We start from the raw sequence: 26,588 nt of genomic DNA on the forward strand, positions 1-26,588 counted from the left end.
GGTCATCCTAGCGACCGGGTTCACACTATTTCAGATGTATTTTACAAGTGAAATACATCTATGATGGGAACGTGCCTACCGCGACTGCCGACGTCCAGAACCCGCCCGTGCCCGCGGCCCGGCTGCGGCACTCCGGGGGCGCCCTCGCGCACTCGGTGTCCGCTGCCACCTGGCGGCGAGCCTTCGAGATGCGGCCGGCCGACGCGACCGTCGCTGCCTCGATCCGCGTCGGTATCGCCGCCGCGCTGGTGTTCGTCGGCTGCGGACTGCTGGACCTGCGGCAGTACGCAGGCTTCGCGGTGCTCGGCGCGCTGGCCTCCGCCTTCGCCCGGCACGAACCGATGGTCCGGGTCACGGCCAAGGTGACGCTCGTCGGCGCCCTCGTCGTCGCCTTCGTGGCCGGCGGCGGACTGCTCGCGCTCGCGCACCCGCCGATGTGGGCGGAGGTCGCGCTCATGTCCGTCGGTGCCGCGCTCGCCGCGGCCGCGGTGTCGGCCTTCCGGATCACCGGCCCGGGTCCGGTGATCCTCGTCTTCGCCGCCACCGCCGCGGTCGGGTACGTCACCGCGCCCGGCGACCTCGCCCGTGCATGCCTGGCCGCCGCGGCCGGGGCTGCGGTGGCCTTGCTCGCGCAGGCGGCGCACCTGCTGGTGTTGCCCCTCGGCCCGGCGCGGCTGGCTGTCGCGCGGGCACTCTCGGCGGTCGCCGGGCTCGAGCGTGGCGCGTCGGTCGAACCGGCCCGAGCCGCGATCGCACACGCTCGGGAGAAGTTGGCGCTCAGCGGTGTTCGGGGCGATACGTCGCGGCACCACCGAGACCTGGTCGCGCTGCTCGACGACGCCGAGTCTGCGGTCGACGACTGGCAGGCGGGCGATCCGGGGCTGCTGCGCGACGTGGTCCGGCACGAGGCCGAACTGCGGAAGGTCAAGCGGCGCAGCACGATCTTCGACGGTGATGCCGAGATCGAGGTGTCCGCGCTGCCGCGGCCGGAGGGTTTCGTGGAGATCGGGCTGTCCGGGCTGCGCTCACGCATGGTCCTCGGCAATGCGGCCCGGATCGCCCTCGCCTCGGCCTTCGCAGGCTGGTTCGCCGCGGCGGTCGGGCTCGACCATCCGCTCTGGGCGTCGATGGGCGCCATGGCCGCGATGCAGGGCGTCTCCTACGCGATGACCGTGCAACGGGCGATCCAGCGGCTGCTCGGCAACGTGGGAGGCGCTCTCGTCGCGGCGATGCTGATCGCGGCGAGCCTCGGGTACTGGCAGACGGTGATCGTCATCGTGGTGCTGCAGGTGACCGCGGAGCTGACGGCTGCCCGGAACTACGCACTGACCTCGCTCTCGGTCACCCCGATGGCGTTGCTCATGGTTGGCCTCGGGACGAACCTCGCGCCCGACATCGGCGTCAGCCGCGTGGTGGACACCCTGATCGGCGTGGCGGTGGGTGTCACCGTCGCCGCCGTGACCATCAGCCGTTCGGACCGGCAGCATCTTCCGGCATCCGCTGCCGCCGATGCCGGGGAAGATGTCAAGATTGGTCGTACCTGAAAACTGAGCGGCGCGGTCGTCGAGCGTGCCCGTCGAGCGTGGAGGCGATGATCCGATGAGCGGGAGTGTGCAGGCCGGAGACCTGGTCCAGATATCGGACACGGCAGGCACCTGGGTCGTGGAGGAGGTCCGGTCGGGCATCGCGCTGCTGCGCGACGGCGAGGACCGGAGGATCTCCTCGCGGCTGTCGAAACTGACCGTCGTGCGCAAGGGCGCCGCCTGATCCGGCGCCCACCGCCGTCACGGCGTGGCGAGGAACTTTTCCACCGACGGTCGCGCTTTGGGGTTGCCCTCGTCGATGCCCATGAGGGCGCCGATGCCGGCGCCGACGACGTTGCCGATCATGCAGCCGGCCATGAAGTTCGGGAAGATCGACACGCAGCCGATCAGCAGGCCCACGACGGAGCCGACCATCATCTTCTGCTGGCCGCCGTTGGCCCAGCCGATGTTGACCTCGTTCGCCATGGTCTGGAAGGACTCACGTTTGGCCGGGTTGTCGGGCCAGGCGCGCTGCGCGAACATGTCGCTGACCTCCGCCGTCGAGGGCGGCGGCGGGCCGCCGGGCAGGCCGGGAATCTGCGGCAGGCCGGGGATCTGGGGCGGCGGTGGCAGGGCCGGTAGCTGCGGAAGATCGACGAGCTGCGGCGCCGGTAGCTGCGGCGCCGGCAGCTGTAGCGTGGGTAGCTGTAGCGGAGGCAGCTGGGGCAGGTCGGCAAGCTGCGGGCTGGGAAGCTCGAGTGCCGGGAGCGGCGGCGGGGGCGGGACCGTCGGCAGCTCGGGCAGTGCAGGCAACGGCGGCAACGCTGGTTGCGCGGCCGCGGTCGCAACTCCTGATCCGAGTGCGGCAGCGACGATCACTGGCATGACAAGTGCCTTGGCCATTTTCATGGCGATCCCCATTTTGATCTCGACGGTGTTCCGGACCCGACAGTTCAGTCGGACACGACGACGGGCCCGATGCCTGGGCCCGACCCTTGGGCGCCGCACCACGGTGCGGTCGTCCCACATCAGAGAATTCGCGAGCTAGCTCGCGTCGAGCGAGAACCTACGTATGCCGTGCGGCACAGGTGACGGTGCCCGCAACTCGGTCTGCTTCCATAGCGCTCCTCGGAGGGTCGCCGAAAACCAGAGTTCGACTGTACCGCGGGCGCGGGCGGCCCGCAGGCGGAATCGGTGATGCCGGACCATCCGAACCGTCACGGACCCTTCGTCCGAATTGGTAACCTGCGCAAGCGCACACGTGTTGATCGACCGTCCACGTCCACTGCATTTCCGCTTCGTTTCGAGGAGGAACTCGCCATGCCGACACCCGCGACGGACCCGGCGACCGCGTCGAATCACACGCCACCGGTCGAGCCGGATCCGGCGGCCGCCCATGGCGACACGGCCGGAACCGAAGTGCCGCGACGCACCTTCCTCGGCGGGGCGGGCGCTCTGCTCGCCGCGGGCATGGTTGCCGGTGTCGTCGCGGAATCCGGTGCAGCGCAGTCGAAACCGGCGCCCCGGGCGGTCGCCGGCAAGCTGCCCGCGCGTCCGAACATGCTGATCCTGATCACCGACCAGGAGCGCCCGCCGATGTACTGGCCGCCGGGATGGTCCGAGCGCAATCTGCCGAACCGGCAACGGATCGCGGATCACGGACTGTCCTTCGACAACGCCTTCTGCTCGGCCGCCATGTGCTCGCCGAGTCGCAGCACGTTCTTCACGGGGCTGTACCCCGCGCAGCACGGCGTCGTCGCCACGCTGACCACGGGCGGGACGGTCTCGCCGACCGAACCGGTGCTCTCGACGGCGACCCAGAACATGGCCCGCGTCCTGGCCGCGGCGGGCTACGACGTCCAGTTCCGCGGCAAGTGGCACATGAGCAAGGGCGCCGACGGCGGCGACGCGAGCACCGAGGATGTCGCCGAGTACGGGTTCAAGGGCTGGCAGCCGCCGGAGGCGGGGCAGGACACCAATCCCGCGAACTTCGGTGGCGGCTGCGCCAACCGGGACCAGAAGATCGCCGACGAGGCGGTGGAGTTCCTCAATTCCGTTGACCCGCACAGTGACACCCCGTTCGCGTTGGTGGTGTCGATGGCCAATCCGCACGACCTGCTGGCGTATCCGCAGACCTGGAACGCGGTCGAGGGCGACTGCGACAACTACGGTTCCGCGGCGCCGGGCTGCTTCGAGCAGGGCATCGACCTGCCGCCCACCATCGACGAGTCGCTGCTGACGAACTTCAAACCCACCGCGCAGGTGCAGTCGCAGGTCCTGCTGGCCGCCGGACTCGGCCCGCTGCTGGGCCCGCAGTCCGCGCACAACTACGTCAACTTCTACGGGTACCTGCAGAAGGTCGTCGACCGGCACATCGGCAGCGTGCTCGACGCGCTCGAGGCGAAACCGGGCCTGGTCGACAAGACGGTGATCGTCCGCTTCTCCGACCACGGGGAGATGGGCCTCTCGCACGGGGGACTGCGGCAGAAGATCTTCAACGCCTACGAGGAGACGCTGCGCGTGCCGCTGGTGATCAGCAATCCGGTCATGTTCCCGCAGCCGGTGCGGACCGGCGCCCTCGCGTCGTTGATCGACGTGCTGCCGACGCTGGCGACGCTCGCCGGTGTCGCCGGCCGCGGCGCCTGGAACTTCCTCGGAACCGACCTGACCCCGGTGATCGACGACGCCGTCGCCAATCCGGCGTCGCCGACCGCGACGGTGCAGGACAACGTCCTGTTCACCTACGACGACCAGAACTGCGCCACCCCGGACGGTCAGTTCATCGTCACGCAGCCGAACCACCTGCGATGCATCCGCGAGGGGCGGTACAAGTACGTGATGTACTTCGACCCCGCCCGGATCGCGCCGTCGCAGTACGAGCTGTACGACCTGCAGGCGGATCCGCAGGAGCTGCACAACCTCGCCGATCCCGCGAACATCGGTCACTACCGACCGGACCTGCAGGCGCAGATGCACGGAAAGCTCTACGCGAAGATGGCGGCGACCGGGACGACGCCGCCGGGCTGACATGGCGAAGGCCCTCGGCGGGGTTGCCGAGGGCCTTGTGGCCGGTTGGTTGCTAGAGGCTTCCGCCGCCGAGACTCCCGGTGCTTCCTCCGCCGAGGAGGCCGCCGCCCTGACCGCCTTGGCCGCCCTGCATCTTGCCCATCACGGTCATCAGTTCGCCCAGTACATTGACCAGGCTGGTGAGAATGTCCATCTTGGTATCGCCTTCACTATCGGGTCGTGCTTGGTGACGCGGCGTCGATCGCGTCGGGCGCATACCGGGGTGCGCACCCGTCGACGAGTGCGGCGACGGATCGTCGATCCCCGCGACCGCGCGCGGGGTGATGCCGTCGTCGCCGTGGCGGCGGAAAGCGGTGGCGAGCGGCAGGGGAGAGCCGCCACGCTCTCGATGTCGGGTCGACCGGACCGGTCGGTGCACTGTCCTGCCATGAGACTCACCTCACCCAGGACTATCGTCCTCGGGCCACGAAGTGTTGCACATCACTTCGTGGGATTGCGACGCGGTTGACTCGATCCGGTTTCGGCGGGCACGCCTTCGCATGTCAAGGCCGATTTACGGTGTACAGCAAGGGAAGTCCGGGGACGAGTGTCTCGCGGTGGGGTGGCGTCGACGTCTGCGACGGACATGGAAATGGCGCCGCCGGGTCGGGGGTCCGGCAGCGCCATCGAGTTAATTTCTACCGGCCGCGGTCTCGGATGGGAACGGTTCCGCAGCAGATTAGGGGAAAGTACGGGGACCGTCGCGGGATAGGGGAATCACCTCTCCGGCACCAGGGGGGACGGTTTCGTCAGAGTCGAGTTCGCCGTGACTCCCGGAACCGTCGATTCACCAACCCTTGACCGCGGTCCCGTCCCACCGTGGATCGGCCAGCAGCTCCGGCGCCGGACCGACGAACGCGCGGGCGGCGTCGGTGTCGCCGGTGAGGGTGAAGCGCAGCCACGCGGTGAGGTACCCGCGGAATCCGCCGCCGTCGGTGGGCCAGTTGTGCCCCACGCCCAGCAGGCGGCCGCGGGCCGCGGGCACCGGGCTCACGGCGTGATAGGCGGCCTGCGGTATGGCCGTCGAGACCGGATCGTCGGACCCGGTCAGGTAGAACACCGGTCCCGTCAGTCGGGCCACGTCGATCACGTCGACGGGTCGAGAGGCCCACCAGGGATCGGGCAGGTCGAGTACGGCGGTGGAGGTGATGAGTCCGTCGGAGTTTGTGCTGGCATTGATCGAGCCCCCGGCGCCCTGCGAATGTCCGACGGCGGCGACGTGAGCGACGTCGATGCGATCGTGAAAGACGCTCTCCGGGTTGTCGTTCTGCGCGAGGATGTAGCGCGCTGCCGCCAGGATCTCGGTGCCGTCGCCGGTGACGCTGCTGTCGGCGACCACGACGACGAAGCCCCAGGAGGCCAGGTGACGCAGCAACTCCTCGTACTGCTCGTAGGTCGCGTAGCTGCCGTTGCCGAAGGTGACCACCGGATGGCGGTCGGGGCTGGTGGCGATGTCGGCGGGGTGGAACACCTGGTATCCGGGCGCCGCGACCGATGTGACGGCGTGGATGCCGGCGGCCGCGTAGCGCTCGCTGACGGACTGCCGTTCCGGAGCAGCGGGAGCCGCCGGCGCCGCGGCGCCGGCCGCGGGCACCGATGCGAGGGCCGGTGCGGAGAATCCGGTGGCCACGGGCATCGCGATGAGCGCGGCGAGGAGCAGGGTCCGGGTGGGTCGGGTGGTGGGCAGTAGAGGTAGTCGTAGCGGCACGAGCGCATCCTAATCAGCGTCGGCGGACGAGGCGTGGATGTCGTCCGACTTGGGTGTCAACGGCGAAACGGGCCATCGCGAACGTGAAGGCGAATGGACCGTCCCCCGCTTGTTGCGAGGTCGCTGCCGGGCGGACGCCCCGATACGGTCCGTCATTCGCCGCCGAGTCGGTGCAGCAGTTCGACGGCAGCGCGGGTGTATTCGCCGATCCAGCGGTCGTGGATCCGCTTGATCGGCATCGGTGCCAGTGCGAGTTGCCGTTCGCGTCCCGCCTTGCGTCCGGTGACCAGTGCCGCCCGCTCGAGCACCCGAAGGTGTTGCAGCACCGTCGTGCGGTCGATCTCGGGAAAGTGCGCACACAGTTCGCCGGTCGTGCAGGGAGAGTCCTTGAGGACGTCGAGCATCCGGCGTCGGGTTCGGGAGGCCAGCGCCTTGAAGACCCGGTCGTCGTCCGCGCCCTCGCCGCGGTCCACATTCATGTTGTAAAATTACAACATGAATGACTCGACCGCCCTGACGGAGCTCGCATTCACGGTCTCCGGTCACGTATCACGCCCCTGCGTCGAGGTGTACGAGGCCGTCGCCGACCCCGAGCAGCTCTCGAAGTACTTCACCACCGGTGGCGCGCGCGGTCGCCTCGAAGCGGGCACCGAGGTCACCTGGGACTTCCACGACTTCCCGGGCGCGTTCCCCGTCACCGTCGTCGAGGCTCGGCCACCCCGGCGGATCGTCATCGAGTGGGCCGGCACCGCGACCGCCGGCGACACCGGGAAGACCACCACCACGTTCGAGTTCGAGCCCGTCGACGATGACACCCGCACCCTCGTGACGATCACCGAATCCGCCTGGCTGCCAACCAGCGAGGGCGCCACGCACGCGTTCGGAAACTGCCAGGGCTGGACTGGCATGCTCGCCGCACTGAAGGTCTGGGTCGAACACGGCATCAACCTGCGCGACGGTTTCTACAAGTAGCAGTGTCGGGGCCGTTCAACACGCCCAGGCAATTGCCAGTATCCTGGTGTGGACTCGGAATGCGTTGTCCTCCAACCGAATGACAGTCAGGATCGTCTGCTAGAAATCCGTTGAACTACCGCTGGCAATCCACCGGTTCGCTGGTCAATGGACGCGCCCGACGCCGGTGGTCGAATACATCAGCAGAACGGACTTCCGATGAACCCTCCCGCAGGCTGGCACCCCGACCCCGCTGACCCAACCGCCGAACGCTGGTGGGACGGGGCGACATGGACTGAGAACACCCGACCCCGAACGGCGTTCGTCGCGCCGCCTACGCACCCATACGCAGCCGGTTCGCAGCCTGCCACCCAACGAGACGAACCATCCGTGAACACGGGCGAGCGGCAGCCCGAGTCCGTCGAGCCGACGAAGAGCAAGAAGAAGTGGATCGCCGGAGCGGTCGGAGTGGTCGGAGTGGTCTTCGTGCTCGGCATTCTGGCAAATGGTGGAGACACTGACCCACACGGGGTAGCTGCGCTGAGCACACCCACCACCACATCACAGAGGACCACCACTTCCCAGACGCCCGCTCCGGCCCCGTCGTCCAGCAAGGCGGACGTACCAGCGCCCACCACATACGAGGTGCCCGCTCCTGCCCCGTCACTCAGCAAGGCAGAGGTCCCCGCGGCCACCACGTACCGGGCGCCCGCGCCCGCACCCGCGCCCGCGGCCGTCCCGGCCAAGCCGCAGATCAGTTCCGGTCAGCGGAACGCCGTCCGGTCCGCCCAGCAGTACATCGACATGAGTGCCTTCTCCCGCAGTGGGCTGATCGAACAGCTCGAGTACGAAGACTTCTCCGCCGCGGATGCGACGTACGCGGTCGACAGTTTGAACGTGGACTGGAACAAGCAGGCTGCTCGGAGTGCCAAGCAGTACCTGGACATGACGTCGTTCTCTCTGTCGGGACTGATCGAGCAACTGGAGTACGAAGGCTTCACGAGTGCGCAGGCTGAGTACGGAGCCAACGCGGCGTACTGACAAGTCCGCGCAAGACGTGTCGAGTAGCTCCCCGGCGCGCCGATGCACGTGACCGATGATCTCGCTGTAGCAGGCGGTGGAGGTCCTGCCTACGCCCGCACGCGCCCGGGCGGATCGAGGCGACCGGTGTCCGGATCGGTGAGGGGATGCCGTTGTGATTCACGGCACCTTCGCGCCGGCTCCCGGGCGTGACGAACCCAACGATCCCGTGTGTGTCGAGGCTGTCGAAACTGGCGGGAAGATTGTGGGATGAGATCCTGACGGCTACCTCCGTCGCCACCATTGGTGGTGCTGACCTGGTCAACTGGTGCCCCCGGCAGGAATCGAACCTGCGACCTAGAGATTAGAAGGCTCTTGCTCTATCCAACTGAGCTACGGAGGCATGATCCCCGTGGGATCGGCTCAGGAGTCTACCGGCTCTCGGGGGTCGTTCCGTCCAGGCGCGGGTGTGGGGCCCCGCGAACCTGATCGAAGTGCACTCGCCGCCGCCTCCTACCCTGGTAGTCATGGCAACACCCGAGCTCGCCCCCTCCGACACGCCGCCGACCCGCAAGGCAGGGGAGTCCTCGGTTCCCATCTTCGTCACGCTCGGGATCATCGCCGGGCTGGTCGCGGCGATCGTCGTCGGGCTGACCGCCTCGGAGGCGCTGATCCGGTTGGGCATCCCCGACCCCGGGCCGCTCACCACGTACGGACTGCCCGCGGTCAAGGCCGCGGGCGAGGTCGCGGCGGTGATCGCGATCGGGTCGCTGCTGCTGGCCGCCTTCCTGGTGCCGCCGCAGCGCAGCGGCGTGCTCGACGTCGACGGCTACCGCGCGGTGCGGATCGCCTCGAACGCTGCGATCGTGTGGGCGGCCTGCGCGCTGGTCCTCGTCCCGCTGACGGTCTCCGACACCTCGGGCCAGCCCCTCGGTACCGCGCTGCAGCCACAGAACCTCTGGAAGGCGATCCCGCAGATCGAGCTCGCCGGGGCCTGGCGCAACACGGCGATCCTGGCGGTGCTCCTCGCGGTCGGCACCCGGGTGGTGCTGCGCTGGGGCTGGACGCCGGTGCTGCTGCTGCTCGGCATCGCGACCCTGATCCCGCTCGCCCTGACCGGGCACTCCTCGGCCGGCGGCTCGCACGATGTCGCGACCAACAGCCTGCTCTGGCACCTGATCGCGGCCTCGCTGTGGGCGGGCGGCCTGATCGCGCTGCTGGCACACGCCCGCCGACGCGGTGCGTACACCGACGTGGCGGCCCGGCGGTTCTCCGCGCTGGCGGCCGTGGCCTTCGTGATCATGGCGATCTCCGGCGTCGTCAACGGCCTCGTCCGGTTGCCCCTCGCCGACCTGTTCACCAGCACGTACGGCTGGTTGCTCGTGGCGAAGACGGTCGCGCTGGTGGTGCTCGGCGTGATCGGTTTCGCGCAGCGTCGCCGGGCGCTGCCCGCGCTGGCCGCCGACCCCACCTCCCGGGGGGCCCTGATCCGCTTCGCGGGAGTCGAGGCGCTCGTGTTCGCCGCGACCATCGGCATCGCCGTCGGCCTCGGCCGGACGCCGCCGCCGCCGGTGGACCTGCAGCCGACGCCCGCCGAGGTGCAGCTGGGCTACAACCTCGACGGCCCGCCGACGGTGGCCCGCCTGCTTTTCGACTGGCGCTTCGACCTTGTCTTCGGCACCGCCGCGATCATCGCGGCGGTGGTGTACGTGATCGGCGTGCGACGACTGCGCAAGCGCGGCGACAGCTGGCCGGTGGGCCGGACGGTGGCGTGGCTACTGGGCTGCCTGGTGCTGCTCTTCGCGACGTCCTCGGGCGTCGGCCGGTACTCGACCGCGATGTTCAGTGTGCACATGGGTGGGCACATGGCACTGTCCATGCTGGCGCCGGTGCTGCTGGTGCTCGGCGGACCGATGACCCTGGCGTTGCGCGCGCTCAAGCCGGCCGGACCGAACGGTGTGCCGGGACCGCGGGAGTGGCTGCTGGCCGCCCTGCACAGTCCAGTCTCCCGCTTCCTCACCCACCCCCTGGTCGCGTCGGTGCTGTTCGTCGGCGGCTTCTACGCCCTGTACCTGGGTGGCATCTTCGACGCGACCGTCGACTCGCACGGCGCGCACCTGCTGATGAACCTGCACTTCATCCTCAGCGGGTACCTCTTCTACTGGGTCGTGATCGGTATCGACCCGGCCCCGCGGAACCTGACGCCGATCACCAAGCTCGCGATGGTCTTCGGGTCACTGCCGTTCCACGCGTTCTTCGGCGTCGCGTTGATGATGACGTCCGATGCGATCGGCGGCTGGTTCTACCGGGCGCTCGCGCTGGGCTGGAACGACGACCTGCTCGGGGATCAGCGGCTCGGCGCGGGCCTGGCATGGGCGACCGGCGAGATCCCGCTGGTGCTGGTGATGCTGGCACTGCTGGTGCAGTGGTCGCGGGCCGACCAGAAGACGGCCAAGCGGGTGGACCGCGCCGCCGACCGCGACGACGACGCCGAGCTCGCCGCGCACAACGCGATGTTCGCCGAGCTCGCGCGCCGGGACCGAGAGGCCGGTTCGTAGCGCGAGGCACCAGCCGGTCGTCAGGCCCCGGCCGCCGCGAGTTCGCGCGCGCGAGCCGGGGTGACGGTCTCGGCCAGTGTCGGCGGGGCGCCGTTGAAGTGCTGGTCGAGCACCGCGTGTGTCATCGGTAGCAGTCGCTTGATCACCGCGAGTTCCACCCGCGGCGTGGCGGTCGCCCGAACCGCGCCCCGGGTCAGGGGAGCGACGATCCGGTCCACCGCCGTGGGCTGGTCGAAATCGCCGAGCCGGCGCATCCACGCGGGCAGGGTGGAGACGGTCGCGGGTGCCATCGCCCGGCTCATCGCCCACAGCGGCCATCGCCCTCGCCCACCCCGGGTGCGCAGTAGGTAGTGCATGCCCTCGAGCGCAGGCTCGGAGACGCACAGTCGCGACCGGACCGACTCGAAGTACTCGCGCACCTGCTCCCGCGACCGCGGGACGTCCGAGCTCTTGCACGTCTGCAGTTCGGCGGCCACCACGCACTCCGCCCAGTACCGGTCCTCTTCCCCGGGGGTCAGCGGACCCGGCCCGAACATCTCGTAGCACTTGAGCACCGAGTGCCACCCGGTCACGTGGATCCACAGCTGGCTCTCGGGACTGTTGGCGCTGTAGCGCTGGCCGCTGATCGGTTCGATGCCGGTGGCCTTGGCATGCACCCGCATCAACAGGTCGGACGTCGCGATCGCCGAGCGGCTGTCGCCGACCGCGACGATGAGGAAGTACGAGAGGGTGCCGTCGAGCCGACCCCGTGGATCGAGGTAGATGCCGCGCGCATCGGCGACCGCCGCGGTCAGGAAGGGGTCGAAGTGTTCGAGCGTGACCGCGCGCTGGAAGCCGAGCAGGGCGGTCGGGCTGGTCCACACCTTCCACGTCGGTGATCCGGGGCCGAAGAAGCCGAGGTCCTCGCGTCGGCGGGACGGGTCGAACGGCCAGCCGCGGTCGGCCAGCATGCGGGTGGAGGTCGGGTCCTGTGTGGCCGTCATCTCGGTCGTCTCCCTCGGCTTCCGGGCGGCGGCGGGCCACCCTGTCGTGAATACAACGCGACCGTAACAATTGTGGTCCACGAATACAACGGTTGCGTAGCATTGGCGGGCGACGGCGGGACCGGGTGCCCGCGACCGTAGGGTGGACGCGGAGGTGCAGTGGATGACGAAGGCGGGTACGACCGCGGACGGACGGTCTCGCCGCAGGTACGCGCCGCGGCTGCCGCCCGAGCAGCGTCGGGAGCAGTTGCTCGACGCCGCCTTCGCGGTGACGGGCCGGGTCGGCCTGCACCAGCTCAGCATGGAGGCGGTCGCATCCGAGGCGGGCGTCGGTAAACCCGTGCTGTACACCGTGTTTCGCACGCGTGGCGAGCTGGTCGCGGCACTCCTCGACCGAGAGAACCGGCGCGCCCTCGAACAGGTGCTCGCCAACATGCCGACGGACCTGAGCGTCCTCGGGCCCACCGCCGCCTACGCGGGCACGGTGTCGGCGTTCGTCTCCGTCGTACTGCAGAACCCGGTCCGGTGGGGGCTCATCCTCACCGCACCCGACCATGCCCCGAGTGAGTACCGCGAGCACCTGCGCGCCTCCCGGGCCACGGTACTGGGCCGCGCCGAGGATCTCGCGCGGGTCGGTATCGCGCTGGAGCCGCGCCTGGCGGGCCTGGACCCGGTGCTCCTCGCGCACACGATGCTCTCGTTCGCGGAGATGCTCGGCAGGCTCGCGGTCAGCGACCCGGACACGTACACGAGCGATCGACTCGCGACCTACGCGCATGCGCTGGCCGGGTCCGTGACGGGTCGTCCCGCGCCCTAGCACGACCGTCCGACGAACGACGGTTCGGCGCATCGGATTTGGTGACCCCTGTGGACGAGCGGTGCGGGTGTCCACGGATTCGCCGCGCCCGTGGCTTCCGGTCGGGGGCCGGGGGAGGCTGGCAGTCGAGGGGCCCTCGGGCCCACCGGATGCAAAGGGGCGGAACATGTACGAGACGCACACGGCGGTGGTCGGCACCGTCATCACCATGCCGGCCAAGCGGCTCACCAACTCCGGCGAGGAGGTGGTCAGCTTCCGGATGGCCAGCAACACCCGGCGACGCGACCAGTCCACCGGTGAGTGGACCGACGGCGGCACCCTCTATCTGACGGTCAGTTGCTGGCGCCGTCTCGTCGCCGGCGTCGGTGCGACCCTGATGAAGGGCGACCCGATCATCGCGTACGGACAGCTGCGCACGAGCGAGTACACCACCCGCGACGGCGTGGAGCGCTCCGATCTCGAGATGCGGGCGAGTGCGCTCGGGCCGGACCTCGCGCGATGCATCGCGAAGCTCGATCGCCCGCGCGGCGGATCGTCGGGGCCGGAGTCTGCCGCCGACCCGGGGGAGGGCCCCGGCTCGACACCGGCGGACCCATCCGCCGCACCCGTGCCCGACGAGGACGGCGAGAGCGAGCTCGCGGCGGTTGCCGCCGGCTGAGATGACCGGCCGAAACCGCCTCGGCGGCGCCCGATGCGGGCCTACCGTGGTGAGAACCGACCGTCGATGTCGGGGAGGCGATTCGCAATGCTGCGCACGAGGGTCTCGGTGCTGGTGGTGACCGCCGTGGCCGTGCTCGCCGCCGTGGTGGGACTTCCTGCCACTGCGGCCTCAGCTCCGCCCGGATCGGTGATCTCTTCGGTGGAGCTGCCCCGGGAGATCTGGTTGCCCGGCGCGGCGCAGGCACAGCGGATCACCTATGCCACCACCGATCACGTCGGCGCGCCCGCGACAAGTACCGGCGCGGTGTATCTGCCACCCGGCCGGCCGCCTCCGGGTGGCTGGCCGGTGGTGTCCTATGCGCACGGGACGATCGGGGTCGCGGATCAGTGCGCACCCTCGACCGCGGGCCTGTACGCACCCGAGGCGGACTACCTCGCCGGATGGCTTCGTCGCGGGTACGCGGTGGTCGCCACCGACTATCTCGGTCTCGGTACCCCCGGGGTGTTGCCCTATCTCGACGGGAGGGCCGCCGCGCACAGCGTGATCGACATGGTGCGGGCCGGACGGGCGATCGACTCGGACCTGTCACCCCGATGGGTCGTGGCCGGGCTGTCCGAGGGCGGGCATGCGGCGCTGCTCACCGCGCACGAGGCGACGCGGTACGCGCCCGAACTCGATTACCGGGGCGGGGTCGCCCTGGGTGCTCCGGCGAATCTCGAGAAGCTGTTCCCGTTCGGTGGCCCGGCGTTCCCGGACGTGGGCGTGCAGGGCCTGACGACCTTCGGACTACTGGCGATCGTCGGGATGCGCTCCGCGCGACCGGATCTCGACGTCGACCGGTATCTGTCCCCGCTCGGGCTCGAACTGGCCACCGAGGCGGAGCGGCTGTGCTCACCCCAGCTCGGTCGCGCAGTCGCGGGCATCCCGGTCGGTCAGCTGTTCTCGCGGCCGCTCGACAACCGCGAGATGCGAACCGCGCTCACCGACTACCTCGCCGTGCCGACGACCGGATACGACCGCCCGCTGTTCGTCGGGCACGGTGTCGCCGACCGGACCGTACCGATCCCGTTGGCGCTCGCGTTCGTCGCCGACCTCGAGCGCGACGGTACCGACTTCACCTTCGTCGCGTACCCGGGCACCGGACACGTGGACACGCTCGCCGCCTCGTTCGCGGACTCGGCCCGGTTCGTGGACCGGGTGATGCGATAACCCGCCGCGCTCACGCCGCCGTGCGGTAGACAGAATCGTTCCGTCGGCCGGGGTGGGGGAGACGATTGCGATGATGCGCACCAATATCCGGGTACTGATCGCCGTTGCCTGCGCTGTGGTCGTCGCGGTCGTCGGGGCGCCCGCTTTCGCGGGCCCTGGTGCGAACGGCGAGGTGGTGTCCACGACGGATCTCGCTCCGGCAGCGTCGATTCCCGGGGCCGGCCGCGAGTACCGCGTCACCTACCGCACTGCAGACCACAACGGTGCCCCGACCGTCAGCAGCGGCGCCGTGTACCTACCTCGGGGCCCGGTGCCCGCCGGCGGCTGGCCGGTCGTCTCGTACGCGCACGGCACCGTCGGGATCGCGCAGCAGTGCGCACCGTCGGTGGTGGGATCGAGCGCGGCCGAGGCCGACTACCTCGCGCGCTGGCTGGCCCGTGGGTACGCGGTGGTCGCCACCGACTACACCGGGCTCGGCACGCCCGGCCCGCTCGCCTACCTGGACGGAGTGGCGGCCGCTCACAACGTGATCGACATGGTGCGTGCGGCCCGGTCGGTGACACCACAGCTGTCGCCGAAGTGGGTCGTCGCCGGGTTGTCGCAGGGTGGGCAGGCGGCCATGCTCACCGCTCGGCTGGCCACCGGCTACGCGCCCGAACTCGACTACCGCGGCGCGGTCGCGCTGGGGGTTCCCTCGAATCTGGATCGGGTGTTCCCGCTGGCCGGCCCCGGCATCCCGGACCTCGGGCTGGTCGGGCTCACGAAATTCATGCTGTTCACGATGGTCGGGCTTCGGGACGCACGGCCGGACGTGCACGTCGATCGGTACCTCTCGCCGAAGGGCCGCGAGCTCGCGGCCCTCGCGACTCAGATGTGCACGGTGCCGTTCGGACAGCACGTGGTGGGTGTCTCGGTCGGGGACCTGTTCGCACGGCCGCTCTGTACCGACGAGATGCGCCGCGCGTTGACCGAGTACCTGGGCGTGCCGACCTCGGGCTACGACCGACCGGTCTTCCTCGGTCAGGGCGTCAGCGACCTGGTGGTGCCGATCCCGCTCACGCTCGCCCTCGCGGGCGAACTGGCGGCGTCCGGAACCGATCTCACCTTCCGGACCTACGCCGGCGCCGACCACCTGGGCACCCCGGCGGCCTCCTTCGAGGACTCGGTTCCGTTCGTCGAGCGGGTGCTGCGGTGACCACTGGGTGGAACCGGTCTCTCAGAATCCGACAATTCGTCGCGGCGGCGCTGTAGACAGGACGCGTGCCGGAGACGACTGCGATCAAGCCCGTGAATTCCCCCTCGACTGTTGGTGTGCGACGCCGGGTTCGGCGCTGGGTTCGCGCACTCGCCCCGGCCTCACTGGCGGTGGTCGTGACTCTTGCCCCGGTTCCCGCGCTCGCCCAGGTCGCCGATACCGACCCCGGGACGGTGGTCTCCCGTGGCGAGCTGGCGCCGGTCGCGCAGCTGCCGGACACCGCCGACAGCTACCGCCTCGTCTACTGGACCGAGGGACCGACCGGCACCCCCGCGCGCAGCGCAGGCGCGGTCTACCTGCCCAAGGGCGTCGCCCCCGTCGGTGGCTGGCCGGTGGTGTCGTGGGCGCACGGAACGACCGGCGTCGGCGACGACTGCGCTCCCTCCTCGCGCTACGACGTCACCGCGCTCACCCGCGACTACGTCTCCGCGTGGCTGGCGCAGGGCTACGCGGTGGTAGCCACCGACTTCGTGGGCCTCGGCACCGAGGGCACGCACGCCTACCTGCACGGACGCAGCGAGGGTCGGGCCGTGATCGACATGGTCCGTGCCGCCCGCGACGTCACGCCGTCGTTGTCGAAGTCCTGGGTGGTCGTCGGGCATTCGCAGGGCGGCCACGCCGCGATGTTCGCCGCCCACGAGGCGACCCGGTACGCGCCGGAGTTGGACTACCGTGGCGCCGTCGCGACGGGAACGCCGGCGAACCTCGAGCAGCTGTTCCCGTTCGGCGGGCCGGGATTCCCCAATCTGGGTCTGAACGGCCTGACCTCCTTCGCGGCCTACGTGATCGACGGACTGAAGGTGGCGCGACCGGACCTGCCGATCGACGACTACCTCACCCCGGCCGGCCGCGAGCTCGTCAAGGCCTCGGAGACGATGTGCTTCGTCCCGCTCCTCAAGCACACGGGAGCCCTCGGCGTCGGCGAGATGCTCAGTCGCCCGCTCGGCAACGAGCAGATCCGCTCGGCCCTGCGCGACTACCTCGCCGTTCCCACCACCGGCTACGACCGGCCGGTGTTCGTCGGGCACGGTCTGACCGATCAGACGGTCCCGTTCCCGCTCGGCGCGAAGCTCGCGCTCGACCTGCAACTGGCCGGCCAGCCGGTGACGTTCCGGCCTTACTCGGGCAACCACGGCGGATCGGTTTTCGAGGCCTTGCCCGACACCTCGGCGTTCGTGCGGTCGCTGTTCGGCCGCTGACGGTGACCGCACCGTGACGTTACGCGGCTACGTAGCACGACACTTCGGCCGCGCGGTGCGGTAGACAGAAGTCGTGCCACACACGACGGAGGTCCGGTCCGGGCGAGCATGTTCGACAATAGTTGTGCCACAGCATCTTCCGATGTTCTGGGTGGTTGTGGCCTCGACGGTGCTCGCAATGCTCGTCAGTCTCCTGCCTGCGATCGCGCGGGCCGCGGACACCGACCCCGGGAGGGTGGTCGGCCGCGGTGAGCTGGTGTCGGCGTCGAGTCTTGCCGGCGCTGCCGAGGGCTACCGGCTCACCTACTGGACCGAGGGGCCCGCCGGCGCACCGGCGTTGAGCACCGGCGCGGTGTACCTACCGCGCGGCGTCGCCCCCGCCGGCGGATGGCCGGTGGTCTCGTGGGCACACGGAACGACCGGCGTCGCGGACGACTGCGCGCCGTCGTTCGGCGACGTCTCCGCGCTCACACGCGACTACCTGGACACCTGGCTGGGTGCCGGCTTCGCGGTGGTCGCCACCGACTACGTCGGGCTCGGGACCGCGGGCGTACACGCGTACCTGCACGGCCGCAGCGAGGGTAGAGCGGTGATCGACATGGTTCGGGCGGCGACGTCGGTCGCTCCGGAACTGTCGCGTACCTGGCTGGCCGTCGGGCACTCGCAGGGCGGACACGCGGCCATGTTCGCCGCCCACGAGGCGACGAACTACGCGCCCGAGCTGGACTACCGCGGTGCGGTCGCGACCGGGACCCCGGCGAACCTCGATCAGCTGTTCCCCCTCGGCGGGCCGGGCTTCCCCGACCTGGGCCTGACCGGGCTGACCGGTTTCGCCGCCTACGTGGTCGACGGGCTCAGGGTGGCCCGGCCCGATCTGCCGGTCGACGAGCTGCTCAGCCCGGCGGGCGCCGCGATCGTCGAGGACTCCGAGACGATGTGCTTCACCGAGCTCGCGGACCGGGCCGGCTCGGTCGGGGTCGGGGAGATGCTGGCCCGTCCGCTCGACACGCCGCAGTTCCGCGACGCCGTTCGGGACTACCTCGCGGTGCCGACCGCCGGCTACGACCGGCCGGTGTTCGTCGGGCACGGACTGTCGGATCGCACGGTCCCGTACCCGCTCGGTGCGAAACTCGCCGCCGACCTGTTCGCCAACGGGCAGGATGTCACCTTCCGCACCTACCCGAGCGCACACCAGGTCTCCTTGACGCAGTCCCTGCCCGACGTGATCGCGTTCGCCCGCGCGCACATCTGACCAGCGGCGCGGCTGTCCACAGCCTGGGGCGGCGTGGATTGGGGCGCCGCGACGTGTGCCGATACTCTGGTGCCCATGGCGGAGTTCATTTACACGATGAAGAAGGTGCGCAAGGCGCACGGCGACAAGGTCATCCTCGATGACGTCACGATGAGCTTCTACCCGGGAGCGAAAATCGGTGTCGTCGGCCCGAACGGCGCGGGTAAATCCTCCATCCTCAAGATCATGGCCGGGCTCGACCAGCCGGGCAACGGCGAGGCCTTCCTCGCGCCCGGTGCCTCCGTCGGCATTCTCATGCAGGAGCCGCACCTCGACGAGACCAAGACCGCCCGTGAGAACGTCGAGGAGGGCCTCGGCGAGACGATGGTGCAGCTCAAGCGCTACAACGAGATCGCCGAGCTGATGGCCACCGACTACTCCGACGAGCTCATGGAGGAGATGGGCGAGCTCCAGGAGAAGCTCGACCACGCCGACGCCTGGGAGGTCGACTCCCAGATCGAGCAGGCCATGGACGCGCTGCGCTGCCCGCCGGCCGACGAGCCCGTCACCCACCTCTCCGGTGGCGAGAAGCGCCGCATCGCGCTGTGCAGGCTGCTGCTGAGCAAGCCGGACCTGCTGCTCCTCGACGAGCCGACCAACCACCTCGACGCCGAGTCCGTGCTCTGGCTCGAGCAGCACCTGGCCGCCTACCCCGGCGCCATCCTGGCCGTCACCCACGACCGCTACTTCCTCGACCACGTCGCGCAGTGGATCTGCGAGGTCGACCGCGGCCGTTTGTACCCGTACGAGGGCAACTACTCCACCTACCTGGAGCAGAAGGCCGCCCGCCTCGAGGTGCAGGGCAAGAAGGACCAGAAGCTGCAGAAGCGTCTCAAGGAGGAGCTCGCCTGGGTCCGCTCCGGCGCCAAGGCCCGCCAGGCCAAGAACAAGGCCCGCCTCGACCGCTACGACGAGATGGTCACGGAGGCCGAGAAGCACCGCAAGCTCGACTTCGAGGAGATCCAGATCCCGACGCCGCCGCGCCTCGGCAACGTGGTCGTCGAGGTGGACAACCTGGACAAGGGCTTCGAGGGTCGCCTGCTGATCAAGGACCTGTCGTTCACGCTGCCGCGCAACGGCATCGTCGGCGTCATCGGTCCCAACGGCGTCGGCAAGACCACGCTGTTCAAGACCATCGTCGGTCTCGAGGAGCCGGACTCGGGCACCGTCAAGGTCGGCGAGACCGTCAAGCTCAGCTACGTCGACCAGACCCGCGCGAACATCGACCCGAAGAAGACGGTGTGGGAGACGGTCTCCGACGGACTCGACTACATCGAGGTCGGCCAGAACGAGATGCCCTCGCGCGCCTACGTCTCAGCGTTCGGTTTCAAGGGTCCGGACCAGCAGAAGCCGGCCGGGGTGCTCTCCGGTGGTGAGCGCAACCGGCTGAACCTGGCGCTGACCCTCAAGGAGGGCGGCAACCTGATCCTGCTCGACGAGCCGACCAACGACCTCGACGTCGAGACCCTCAGCTCGCTCGAGAACGCGCTGCAGGACTTCCCGGGTTGCGCCGTGGTGATCTCCCACGACCGCTGGTTCCTGGACCGGACCTGCACGCACATCCTGGCGTGGGAGGGCGCATTCGGCGACAACGAGGCTGCCTGGTACTGGTTCGAGGGCAACTTCGAGGCCTACGAGGAGAACAAGGTCGCCCGGCTCGGCGCCGACGCGGCACGCCCGCACCGGGTCACGCACCGCAAGCTCACTCGGGACTAGTCGAGTGTCCGACAAGACGTACTCCTGTGAGATCCAGGTGCGCTGGGGTGATTCCGATCGCCTCGGTCACGTGAACAACGTGCTGTACGCCGAGTATGCACAGGAGGCACGGACCCGGTTCTTTCGGGAATGCATCATCGGGGCGGGCGCGTCGCCCGCCCCGATGGTCGTGCGCCGGATGGAGTTCGACTACCTGCGTCCGGTGACCGACGCCACCGGACCGCTCACCGTCGAGGTGAGCATCCTGCGGGTCGGGACCTCGTCGATGACCGTCCGGAACGTGATGCGCGACCGGCACGACGCCGTCTGCGTCGTCGCGGAGGGCGTGCTGGTCGGCTTCGATCCGAAGACCGAGCAGTCGGTTCCGCTCGCTGAGCGCACCCGTGAGCTGCTCACGCAGTACGTGCCTGCGGGGGCGGCGCTCTAGTCGCCCCGCGCCCGAAGTCTTCTCGCGGCAACCATCAATGGACTTCAGGCACTAGGTCGGCGGTTGTCGGTGTCGCGGCCTTCCCGAGGCTAGGCTCGAGGGGCACACCTGTCGTATCGACCAGGGGGTGAACCGCGAGATGACCGTATCCGCCGACCGATTCGACGCGGGCTGGACGGCGAGCCTGCCCGGCAGGCTCGCCGGTCACCTGCCGGCGGTCGCCGCCGCCTACTTCCGGAACACCGACTTCGCGTGGACCGGCGGCGCGATCACCGACGACGCCATGGCCGCGTTCCGTGAACACCTGAGCTTCGCCCAGCACCGGCCGCCGGACCGCTCGGTGTCCCGGGTGTGTGTGCCGACGGCCGGAGCGCCGGCCGTGCAGGTGGTCACCGACGACATGCCGATGCTCGTGGAGTCGGTGACGGCGATGCTGGCGCGGCTCGGGGTCACCGTCGTCGAGATCGTGCACCCGGTGCTGCGCGTCCAGCGCGACGGTGACGGCGACCTTGTCGACGTCCTGGTCGACGGCGGACAGCACGAGAGGTCGACACACTCCGAGTCGTGGATGCACCTGCAGTTGCACGCGGCGACCGACCCGGCACAGTTCGACGAGATCGCGCAGGCTGTCCGGGACGTGCTCGCCGACGTGCGGCACGTCATCTCCGACACCGACGCGATGCGCTACACGCAGGCCGCGCTCGCCGAGCAGCTCGACACCTTCGCCGACCGCGGACCCGGCGGCTACCCCGCGCTGCAGGTGCGCGAGTGCGCCGCGCTGCTGCGCTGGCTCGCCGCGGGCAACTTCGCGCTGCTCGGCTACCGCCGCTACGAGTTCGGGGACCCAGGTGTGCACGGCATGCCGGTCGCGCACATCGTCGCCGGCAGCGGTCTCGGTGTGCTCGGGACGAAGACCCGCACCGATCACCGAATCGACCTTCCGGCACCGGAATTCGGCACTGATCGTCCGCTGCTCACCTTCGCGCAGGGCCCGATGCCCGCCACCGTGCACCGCTCGGTGTACCCGTCCTTCGTGGCCGTCACCGAGGTCGATGCCGACGGCCGCATCGTCGGCGAACATCGCTTCCTCGGGGTGTTCACCGTGACGGCCCTGCACGAGAACGTCCTCGACATCCCGGTGATCTCCGGCCGGGCGCGGGCCGTCATCCAGCGCGCGGGTTTCGAACTGCACTCGTTCTCCGGGCAGGCGATGCTCGAGGTCATCCAGTCGTTCCCGCGCACGGAACTCTTCTCCATCGACGCGGACGCCCTCTTCGAGACCGTCACCGCGGTCCTCGCGATCGGTGTGCGCAGGCAGGCGAGACTGTTCCTGCGCGACGACCACGCGGGCCGCTTCGTCTCCGCCCTGGTGTACATGCCACGGGACCGATACAACACCCGGACCCGGCTGGCGATGCAGGAGATCCTGCTGCGCGAGCTCGGTGGCGGCACCCTCGACTACGGTGCCCGGGTCACCGAATCCGACCTCGCGATGGTGCATTTCACGATCCGCAAGCCAGTCGACCGAGAGGCTGTCCTCGTCGACACCTCGGCCGCCAACCGCGAGCGCATCGAGTCGCTGCTCGCGGCGGCAACACGGTCCTGGGACGACGACCTGACGGATCTGGCGGCGGTGGAGCCACAGGTCAGTATGCTCACCGCGCAGCGGTACTCGTCCGCGTTCCCGGAGAGCTACAAGGAGGACTTCAGCGCGGCCCGCGCGATGCGTGACATCGCCAGGCTCGAGCTGCTCGGCCCCGACGAGATCGACCTCGAGCTCTACCGCTGGCGAACGGCTCTGCCGGGGCAGTGGCGGTTCAGTCTCTACATCTGCGGTGACGGGGTCTCGCTCAGCCAGGTGCTGCCGGTGCTGCAGAGCCTCGGCGTCGAGGTGATCGACGAGCGCCCGTACTCCGTGCGCAGGCCGGACGGGAACACCTGCTGGATTTACGATTTCGGGTTGTCCGCGGCACCCGAGCTGATCGACGCGGAGGTCGAGGAGAACCTGGACCGCGAGATCGGCGAGGCCGAGGACATCGCGGAGTCGGACGAGGCGCGCGCGCTGCAGAAGCGCTTCACGGACGCGTTCACCGCGGTGTGGTTCGGGCGCTCCGAACCGGACAAGTTCAACGAACTGGTGCTGCGGTCCCGACTGGAGTGGCGTCAGGCCGTGGTGCTGCGGGCGTACGCGAAATACCTTCGCCAGGCTGGTTTTCCGTACAGCCAGTTCCACATCGAGGGTGTGCTGCTCGAGCACGCGCACACCGCGCGCCTGCTGGTCGAACTGTTCGGCGCCATCTTCGACCCGGACTCGGCCTCGATCGAGCGGGCCGAGAGCCTGGCCGGCGAACTGCGGGCGCAGATCAAGGAGATCATCAGCCTCGACGCAGATCGCATCCTGCGCGGAATGCTCTCGCTGGTGCTCGCGACGCTGCGCACCAACGCCTACGTGCGAGGCGCCGACGGCGCACACCGCGACGTCCTGGTGTTCAAGCTCGATCCTGGCCGGATCGCCGAACTGCCCCGTCCCCGTCCGCGTTTCGAGGTCTTCGCCTACTCGCCCCGAGTGGAGGGTGTGCACCTGCGCTTCGGTGCGGTCGCGCGTGGCGGCTTGCGGTGGTCGGACCGCCGGGAGGACTTCCGTACCGAGATCCTCGGCCTGGTGAAGGCGCAGGCGGTCAAGAACGCGGTGATCGTGCCGGTGGGAGCCAAGGGCGGATTCGTCGTCAAACGTCCGCCGCAGCCGACCGGTGACGCGGTGGCCGACCGGCAGGCCGCGCTGGCCGAGGGGCAGGCGTGCTACCGGCTGTTCATCTCCGGACTGCTCGACGTCACCGACAACGTCGATCCCGCCACCGGGGCGGTTCTGCCGCCGGCGCGGGTGGTCCGCCGGGACGGTGACGACACCTACCTGGTGGTGGCGGCGGACAAGGGCACCGCCTCGTTCTCCGACCTCGCCAACGAGGTTGCCGCGCAGTACGACTACTGGCTGGGGGACGCGTTCGCCTCCGGCGGGTCGATCGGCTACGACCACAAGGCGATGGGTATCACCGCCAGGGGTGCGTGGGAGTCGGTCAAGCGGCATTTCCGGGAGATGGGCCTCGACCCCGCGAGCGACGACTTCACGGTGGTCGGGGTCGGTGACATGAGCGGTGACGTGTTCGGCAACGGCATGCTGCTCAGCCAGCACATCCGACTGGTCGCCGCCTTCGACCACCGGCACGTCTTCCTCGACCCGAACCCGGATGCGGGCCGTTCGTTCGCGGAACGCGAGCGGGTCTTCCGGTTGCCCCGCTCGTCCTGGGCCGACTACAACCGTGCCGCGATCAGCGAGGGTGGCGGCGTGTGGGAACGGTCGGTGAAGTCGGTGCCGCTCGCCGCACCGGCCCGGGTCGCGCTCGGTCTGGGCGACTCCGTGACCGAACTGTCGCCGCCGGAGTTGATCCGGGCGATCCTCCGAGCGCCGGTGGACCTGCTGTGGAACGGCGGCATCGGCACCTACGTCAAGGCCGGCAGCGAATCGCAGGCCGACGTCGGCGACAAGTCCAACGACACCGTCCGGGTGAACGGAAACGAGGTACGCGCCAAGGTGATCGGCGAGGGCGGCAACCTCGGCGTGACCTCGCGAGGGCGGGTCGAGTACGACCTGTCCGGTGGCCGGATCAACACGGACGCATTGGACAACTCGGCGGGTGTCGACTGCTCCGACCACGAGGTCAACATCAAGATCCTGCTCGACACCGCGGTCAGCGCCGGCGAACTCTCGCCCCCGGACCGCAACGAGCTGCTCGCGTCGATGACCGACGAGGTTTCGCGACTTGTGTTGCGCGACAACATCTACCAGAACGTACTGCTGGGCACCTCCCGAGCGGACGCGGTGGGCATGCTCGGCGTGCACGCGCGCCAGATCGCCGATCTCGAGGCCGCCCGCGGCCTCGACCGGGAGCTCGAGGTGCTGCCGTCGGAGGCGGAGATAGAGCGGCGCCGCGAGACCGGCAGGGGACTGACCTCGCCCGAGCTGGCGACGCTGATGGCGCACGTCAAGCTGGCGGTCAAGGACGACCTGTTGGCCAGTGAGCTCCCCGACAGTGACACCTACGCCACCGGGCTGCCCCGGTACTTCCCGCGCCAGCTGCGTGAGCGGTTCGCCCCGCGGATCCGTACGCACCGGCTGCGCCGGCAGATCGTGGCCACCATGCTGGTCAATCAGGCCGTCGACTTCGGCGGAATCAGCTACACGTACCGACTGGCGGAGGAGACGGGTGCCGGCAGCACCGATGCCATCCGAGCCTTCACCGCTGCCGCCGAGATCTTCGGCCTGCGGGACGTGTGGACCGAGATCGGCCACGCGCCGATCGACGTCACCGTCGCCGACGACCTGATCCTCGAGTCCCGTCGGATGCTCGACCGCGCGTCGCGGTGGTTGCTCGCGAACCGGCCGCAGCCGATCGCGGTCGGCGCCGAGATCAACCGGTACGCGGCCCGTGTCCGCGAGATGGTGCCTGCGGCGCGGGGCTGGCTGCGCGGCCACCACCTGACCGAGCTCGAGGCCCGGACGACGTCCGTGCTCGAGCGGGGCTGCCCACGCGAGCTGGCGCTGCGGGTCTACTCGCTGCTGGACCTGTTCCCGGTGCTCGACATCATCGACATCGCCGACATCGCCGAGCGCGAGCACGACGAGGTCGGGACCTTGTACTACGCCCTCGACGAGCACCTGGGCATCGACGAGTTCCTCACCGCCATCTCGGGTCTCGAACGCGGGGACCGGTGGCACTCGCTGGCCCGGCTGGCCCTGCGTGACGACCTGTACGGCTCGCTGCGGTCGTTGACGACGGACGTACTCGTCGCGGGGGAGCCGCACGAGAGTCCCGAGGAGAAGATCGCGGACTGGGAGTCGACGAACTCCTCGCGGCTCGCAAGGGCGCGGGCAGCGCTCGGCGAGATCGTGGCGTCTGGGACGCTTGACCTCGCGACGCTCTCGGTGGCGGCGCGGCAGGTACGGAGCATGGTGCGCGGAGCGGGCACCCGATCGGAGGGTATGCGGTGAAGGTCGAATCGGCTGGGGCCACGGTGGATGCGGCGGTGGGGTTTCACACCAAGGTCGGGGTGCGCTGGTCGGACATGGATGTCTTCCAGCACATCAACCACGCCAGGATGGTGACGCTCCTCGAGGAGGCGCGGATTCCGTGGCTGTTCGAGGACGGCCGGCCGACCGTCACGCTGCGCGACGGCGCGGTGATCGCGGACCTGCACGTGCGCTACCGCGGCCAGCTGCGCCACGACGACGGCCCGCTGGACGTGCTCATGTGGATCGAGCAGGTGCGGGCCGTGGACTTCACCATCGGGTACGAGGTGCGCGCGGGCGGAGCCGACCCCGGCTCGGCGCCGGCGATCGTGGCCTCCACCCAGATCGCGGCCTTCGACATCGACACCCAGCGCTTGCGCCGGCTCACCGCGCCCGAACGCGAGTACCTGGAGGGCTGGAAGCGTGGCTGACCGGGTGCTGACGGTCGCGGACGCGCGGGAGCGGGAGAACCTCGCCGCGTTCCTGACGCGGGCCGTGCGTCTCGACGAGGCCGCGGTGGTGCGCCTGCGGCAGCGCGGCGACACACACGTGGTCGCCTGGGCGGCAACGGGATTCGACACGCTGGCCGCACGGGTGGTGTCGGGCCGGATCCGGCCGCAGGACACCGTCGTCGCGGCCGACGGCCTGCTGCAGGCGCTGCGCACGGGTGACGAGGTCGACCCGGGCTTCGCGATGGACTCGGCCTGGCGGGGCGCGCTGCCCCCGGACCAGGGCTTCGTGCACGTCGACGACGTGCCGGCCCGGATCCTCGTGGACCTGGCGCGGCAGGGGGCCGAGGTCGCGGCCGAGCACGCCGGACCCAAGGGCCCGCCCGCCTCGCTGCTCGCACAGGAGGTGCTCGCCGTCGACGGCGCCGGTGAGCACGTCGTGGTCAGCATGCGGACCGTGTTCGCCCTCGCCGGCATGGGGTTCGTGCCGGGCACGGACACGGAGTCCGCGACGGTGGATCCGGCGGAACTGGTCCGGGTGCGCGCGAGCCGGACCTGGCTGCGACTCGACGCCCGCTACGGGTCCGTCTTCGCCCGACGCGGCGGCGAGATCCCGTTGTCGGTGGTGTAGCTGCTCACCGATCGACACGGAACTCTTTCACGATTTACGTAGCTCCTGTGTGGTTTATC

General features: G+C 69.7%; 22 protein-coding genes, 1 tRNA gene and 1 pseudogene. 18 read left to right on the plus strand and 6 right to left on the minus strand.

Annotation, left to right across the window (positions count from 1 at the left end):
- Positions 1-71: 71 nt before the first annotated feature.
- Positions 72-1,544, plus strand: a complete 1,473-nt coding sequence (locus ACFVH2_RS12315) for an FUSC family protein (protein ID WP_378427835.1) — start codon at positions 72-74, stop codon at positions 1,542-1,544.
- Between the two features lie 55 nt (positions 1,545-1,599).
- A complete protein-coding gene (locus ACFVH2_RS12320; protein ID WP_378427837.1) occupies positions 1,600-1,767 on the plus strand; it encodes a hypothetical protein in 168 nt (55 codons plus the stop codon).
- Between the two features lie 17 nt (positions 1,768-1,784).
- Here the strand turns inward: ACFVH2_RS12320 and ACFVH2_RS12325 are convergent, their stop codons facing one another.
- A complete protein-coding gene (locus ACFVH2_RS12325; protein WP_378427839.1) occupies positions 1,785-2,408 on the minus strand; it encodes a hypothetical protein in 624 nt (207 codons plus the stop codon).
- Positions 2,409-2,843: 435 nt separating this feature from the next.
- Between ACFVH2_RS12325 and ACFVH2_RS12330 the strand changes: the two genes are divergently transcribed.
- Positions 2,844-4,550: a sulfatase-like hydrolase/transferase gene (locus tag ACFVH2_RS12330; protein WP_378427840.1), complete on the plus strand. Its 1,707-nt coding sequence runs from the start codon at positions 2,844-2,846 to the stop codon at positions 4,548-4,550.
- Between the two features lie 52 nt (positions 4,551-4,602).
- Here ACFVH2_RS12330 and ACFVH2_RS12335 read toward each other — a convergent pair whose 3' ends face one another.
- From ACFVH2_RS12335 to ACFVH2_RS12345, 3 genes are all read right to left on the minus strand, one after another.
- On the minus strand, positions 4,603-4,743 hold the full coding sequence (locus tag ACFVH2_RS12335; RefSeq protein ID WP_378427842.1) for a hypothetical protein: 141 nt from the start codon (positions 4,741-4,743) through the stop codon (positions 4,603-4,605).
- A gap of 633 nt (positions 4,744-5,376) precedes the next feature.
- Positions 5,377-6,297, minus strand: coding sequence for an alpha/beta hydrolase (locus tag ACFVH2_RS12340; protein WP_378427843.1), 921 nt, complete (start codon positions 6,295-6,297; stop codon positions 5,377-5,379).
- Between the two features lie 152 nt (positions 6,298-6,449).
- Positions 6,450-6,776 (minus strand): ArsR/SmtB family transcription factor, encoded by a 327-nt coding sequence (locus ACFVH2_RS12345; protein WP_378427845.1) that lies wholly within the window; start codon positions 6,774-6,776, stop codon positions 6,450-6,452.
- A gap of 16 nt (positions 6,777-6,792) precedes the next feature.
- Here ACFVH2_RS12345 and ACFVH2_RS12350 point away from each other — a divergent pair, with 16 nt between their 5' ends.
- The 3 genes and pseudogenes from ACFVH2_RS12350 (at position 6,793) to ACFVH2_RS12360 (ending at position 8,289) form a co-directional block, all read left to right on the plus strand.
- A complete protein-coding gene (locus tag ACFVH2_RS12350) occupies positions 6,793-7,269 on the plus strand; it encodes an SRPBCC domain-containing protein (protein WP_378427847.1) in 477 nt (158 codons plus the stop codon).
- 198 nt (positions 7,270-7,467) lie between these two features.
- A pseudogene (locus ACFVH2_RS12355) lies at positions 7,468-7,557 on the plus strand (DUF2510 domain-containing protein); the annotation flags it as partial.
- A 336-nt stretch (positions 7,558-7,893) separates the two neighbouring features.
- On the plus strand, positions 7,894-8,289 hold the full coding sequence (locus ACFVH2_RS12360; RefSeq protein ID WP_378427903.1) for an Ltp family lipoprotein: 396 nt from the start codon (positions 7,894-7,896) through the stop codon (positions 8,287-8,289).
- A 305-nt stretch (positions 8,290-8,594) separates the two neighbouring features.
- On the opposite strand, the gene ACFVH2_RS12365 is transcribed toward ACFVH2_RS12360, so the two are convergent.
- Positions 8,595-8,671 (minus strand) — tRNA-Arg (locus ACFVH2_RS12365).
- Positions 8,672-8,795: 124 nt separating this feature from the next.
- On the opposite strand from ACFVH2_RS12365, the gene ACFVH2_RS12370 reads away from it, so the two are divergent.
- Positions 8,796-10,826, plus strand: coding sequence for a cytochrome c oxidase assembly protein (locus ACFVH2_RS12370; RefSeq protein WP_378427849.1), 2,031 nt, complete (start codon positions 8,796-8,798; stop codon positions 10,824-10,826).
- A 20-nt stretch (positions 10,827-10,846) separates the two neighbouring features.
- Here the strand turns inward: ACFVH2_RS12370 and ACFVH2_RS12375 are convergent, their stop codons facing one another.
- Positions 10,847-11,776, minus strand: a complete 930-nt coding sequence (locus tag ACFVH2_RS12375) for an oxygenase MpaB family protein (RefSeq protein WP_378427905.1) — start codon at positions 11,774-11,776, stop codon at positions 10,847-10,849.
- Positions 11,777-11,972: 196 nt separating this feature from the next.
- Here ACFVH2_RS12375 and ACFVH2_RS12380 point away from each other — a divergent pair, with 196 nt between their 5' ends.
- The 11 genes from ACFVH2_RS12380 to ACFVH2_RS12430 all read left to right on the plus strand — a co-directional run bounded on the left by ACFVH2_RS12380 (position 11,973) and on the right by ACFVH2_RS12430 (position 26,529).
- Complete coding sequence (locus ACFVH2_RS12380) at positions 11,973-12,626, plus strand: TetR/AcrR family transcriptional regulator (RefSeq protein ID WP_378427851.1); 654 nt, start codon at positions 11,973-11,975, stop codon at positions 12,624-12,626.
- Between the two features lie 166 nt (positions 12,627-12,792).
- The gene (locus ACFVH2_RS12385) at positions 12,793-13,284 is read left to right on the plus strand and encodes a single-stranded DNA-binding protein (protein ID WP_378427853.1); all 492 of its coding nucleotides are present in this window, start codon (positions 12,793-12,795) and stop codon (positions 13,282-13,284) included.
- Positions 13,285-13,371: 87 nt separating this feature from the next.
- Positions 13,372-14,496 carry an alpha/beta hydrolase family protein gene (locus tag ACFVH2_RS12390; protein ID WP_378427855.1) on the plus strand — a complete coding sequence of 375 codons (1,125 nt, stop codon included), beginning with the start codon at positions 13,372-13,374 and terminating at the stop codon, positions 14,494-14,496.
- A gap of 73 nt (positions 14,497-14,569) precedes the next feature.
- Complete coding sequence (locus tag ACFVH2_RS12395; protein WP_378427907.1) at positions 14,570-15,691, plus strand: lipase family protein; 1,122 nt, start codon at positions 14,570-14,572, stop codon at positions 15,689-15,691.
- Positions 15,692-15,807: 116 nt separating this feature from the next.
- Complete coding sequence (locus tag ACFVH2_RS12400; RefSeq protein WP_378427857.1) at positions 15,808-16,950, plus strand: lipase family protein; 1,143 nt, start codon at positions 15,808-15,810, stop codon at positions 16,948-16,950.
- 142 nt (positions 16,951-17,092) lie between these two features.
- Entirely contained in the window at positions 17,093-18,202 is a 1,110-nt protein-coding gene (locus ACFVH2_RS12405; protein WP_378427859.1) for a lipase family protein, read from the plus strand.
- Positions 18,203-18,277: 75 nt separating this feature from the next.
- The gene (ettA, locus tag ACFVH2_RS12410) at positions 18,278-19,957 is read left to right on the plus strand and encodes an energy-dependent translational throttle protein EttA (protein WP_378427861.1); all 1,680 of its coding nucleotides are present in this window, start codon (positions 18,278-18,280) and stop codon (positions 19,955-19,957) included.
- Positions 19,958-19,961: 4 nt separating this feature from the next.
- A complete protein-coding gene (locus ACFVH2_RS12415; RefSeq protein WP_378427863.1) occupies positions 19,962-20,384 on the plus strand; it encodes an acyl-CoA thioesterase in 423 nt (140 codons plus the stop codon).
- A gap of 139 nt (positions 20,385-20,523) precedes the next feature.
- Positions 20,524-25,431 carry an NAD-glutamate dehydrogenase gene (locus ACFVH2_RS12420; RefSeq protein ID WP_378427865.1) on the plus strand — a complete coding sequence of 1,636 codons (4,908 nt, stop codon included), beginning with the start codon at positions 20,524-20,526 and terminating at the stop codon, positions 25,429-25,431.
- A complete protein-coding gene (locus ACFVH2_RS12425) occupies positions 25,428-25,880 on the plus strand; it encodes an acyl-CoA thioesterase (RefSeq protein WP_378427867.1) in 453 nt (150 codons plus the stop codon). The genes ACFVH2_RS12420 and ACFVH2_RS12425 overlap by 4 nt, the downstream gene beginning before the upstream one ends.
- Complete coding sequence (locus ACFVH2_RS12430) at positions 25,873-26,529, plus strand: hypothetical protein (RefSeq protein WP_378427869.1); 657 nt, start codon at positions 25,873-25,875, stop codon at positions 26,527-26,529. Before ACFVH2_RS12425 ends, ACFVH2_RS12430 begins: the two co-directional genes overlap by 8 nt.
- Positions 26,530-26,588: the final 59 nt, after the last annotated feature.

Origin of the sequence: Rhodococcus sp. NPDC127527 (genome assembly GCF_042672245.1) — a bacterium.
Lineage (GTDB): Bacteria > Actinomycetota > Actinomycetes > Mycobacteriales > Mycobacteriaceae > Rhodococcus_G.